At 37.2% G+C, this 2,205-nt stretch carries 2 protein-coding genes; both read right to left on the bottom strand.

Annotation, left to right across the window (positions count from 1 at the left end; all coding sequences use genetic code 11):
- On the bottom strand, positions 1 to 1,581 hold a 1,581-nt coding region (locus A9Q93_RS01300), incomplete at its 3' end, for an alanine:cation symporter family protein (RefSeq protein WP_303685574.1).
- A 71-nt stretch (positions 1,582 to 1,652) separates the two neighbouring features.
- The coding region (locus tag A9Q93_RS01295; protein WP_303685573.1) for a TrkA family potassium uptake protein at positions 1,653 to 2,205 on the bottom strand (553 nt) is incomplete at its 5' end.

Raw genomic sequence — 2,205 nt, 5'->3', positions numbered from 1 at the left:
TGCAGCACTATGTGCAATTGCGGCAGAACCTACACCTGCTTCATTTGAAAAAGCAGCTCGCTGGAATCCTACAATTAAAACTCCTATAATTCCACCTTTGATAGCTGACGGGCTAAAAGCTCCATCTATTATAGCGCTAAATGCAGGGCCAATATTCTCTATATTTATGATTATTACCGCTAATGCTGCAATAACATAAACACTAGCCATAAATGGCACCACTTTCTCTGTTACTTTAGCGATACTTTTAATACCACCTATTATTACAAAACCTACTAGAACGGCTGTAACCACACCAAACCAGAAACCATAACCTTCTAAAAATTTAAACTGAGTCACTAAACCAGCAAAAGCTTGATTAGACTGAAACATGTTACCACCTCCAAAAGAAGCTCCGATAGCTAGGATGGCAAACATTACTGCAAGAACTTTTCCTAAACCTTTTTTACTTTGTTTTTCTAAACCATAACGGAGGTAGTTCATAGGTCCACCGTAAACCGATCCATCCTCTGCGATAAAACGATATTTAACACCTAAGGTACATTCCACAAATTTAGAAGACATACCTAGTAAACCGGCTAATATCATCCAGAAAGTAGCACCTGCACCACCTAAAGAAATGGCTACTGCAACACTGGCTATATTCCCTAATCCTACTGTTCCTGAAACGGCAGTGGCTAACGCCTGGAAATGCGTTACTTGACCTGGAGCAGTTGGGTCGTCATATTTACCTTTAGCTAAATCAATTGAGTGTTTAAAACCTCTAAAGTTGATGAAACCCATACGTACGGTAAAGAATAAGGCTCCTAATACTAGCCAAACAACGATAAAAGGAATACCTTTAGTCTGAACGTCTCCATTAGGGTGCAGTAAAGGTGTTTTCTCACTATACTCTACTCTTGAAAATAAGTGAGCTCCAGTCTCCACTACATCTCCACTATTCTCACCATTATAAATTACATCACCTTCATTAAGAGGATTCCCTCTGCTTTCAAGGTGTTTAAAAACCCCTTTTGATGGAGACATCACAGTTACATCATCTTTACCTTCTATACTTATTATTGCAACAGGCTCTCCTTTTTTAACAGTAGACCCATCAGCCTTTAACCATCTGTTTAAGGTATATTTATTTAAGTCGCCCGCTTCCCAATCTGGGATAGAAATATTTTTCCCTTCAGCATAAACCACAGGATCGTAAATACCGATGGCACTAAAAGGATCCCAAAACAAAACATTACCCATTGCAGCTACAGCAGGAACTGCTCCACCATTCAAGATTTCTGTTATATGTTCTGACTCGACCTGATAATAACCAGTAGCGGTTTTTCCTTCACTGTCAGTTACTAGCACAGAGTATTCAAATCCTTCAGTAACGCCAGTAGCTTTATTAGATTTAAGCGATGTAGATTGATTGGACCACTTGTAAGTATATGGTGGTGTACCATTAAGCACTGCAACTTCTATGACACCATCATTTATTTCAGTGGTAGGGTTAGACGTGGTTGCTTCTAATGTTAATTCCTGAGCTTGAGAAAATATAGCTGTAAATAGAAAAGCAATAAATAGAACGATCTTATTCATTTTTATTTTTAATGATGAAATTGAGGCAGCAAGATGCATAAAAAACTTGCCTTTTGAAAGTTTTATGAGTACTATGTTATGTCATTGTTAATTCTGTAAACTTTTTGCAGTTTTGCGATTTGACTAGAATTACCTACGACAATGATCTTTGAACCAGGAACTAATGGCAATGTAGGATCTGGATTAACGGTATAATTACCATCAGGTGCTTTGTAGCCTATAATTGTACAACCAGTTTCTTTTCTCAAATTTAGATTGATAATGGTACAATCTCTTTCATCATCAAACATTTGCTCAAATGAAATTTGTTCAAGATTTACACCTTCATTTCCTCCGTAACTTAAATTATCCCAAAACTCAATCAAGTCAGGACTAACAATAAGTGATGCCATATGCTGACCTCCGATCGTATCTGGAAGTATAACATTATCTGCACCAGCCAGTTTTAATTTCTTATAAGTATTTTCTTCACTAGCTCGGGAGATTATTTTCAATTCTTTATTTAACTGTCGAGCACTTAATACTACAAATAAATTATCTGCATCTTCTGGCAAAGCGGTGATAAGAGTAGATGCCCTTTCTATTCCAGCGCTTATTAAAACATCATCTTCGTTTGCATTTCCT

Origin of the sequence: Nonlabens dokdonensis (assembly GCF_002162835.1) — a bacterium.
Lineage (GTDB): Bacteria > Bacteroidota > Bacteroidia > Flavobacteriales > Flavobacteriaceae > Nonlabens > Nonlabens dokdonensis_B.
The sequence above is the reverse complement of the archived record's forward strand: the minus strand, read 5'-3'. Positions and strand labels throughout refer to the sequence as shown.